General features: G+C 57.8%; 1 protein-coding gene. It reads right to left on the bottom strand.

Translation table 11 applies throughout. The annotated features are described in order from the left end of the window. Positions 1–206: DDE-type integrase/transposase/recombinase (locus HMPREF2888_RS12630; RefSeq protein WP_141744860.1), on the bottom strand; the 206-nt coding region annotated here is incomplete at both ends.

Raw genomic sequence — 206 nt, 5'->3', positions numbered from 1 at the left:
ATCCGCACTCGTTCCTACCGCGCCCATGGATTGGCGCACACCCAACGACGAGCAATAGCTCCTAAAGGCTTGTGAGGTGTACACACTGCCGTGATCGGAATGGAATACAGCCCCGTCAAGACTGCCACGCACACCGTGCGCGTGGGCTATTGCATCGACGACCAGTGACACTCGCATGTGGTCTGCGAGCGCATAACCTGCAAGTT

This window comes from Corynebacterium sp. HMSC077D03 (genome assembly GCF_001808545.1).
Taxonomy (GTDB): domain Bacteria; phylum Actinomycetota; class Actinomycetes; order Mycobacteriales; family Mycobacteriaceae; genus Corynebacterium; species Corynebacterium simulans.
Note: the sequence above shows the minus strand (reverse complement) of the source record. Positions and strands in the feature narration are given on the sequence as shown.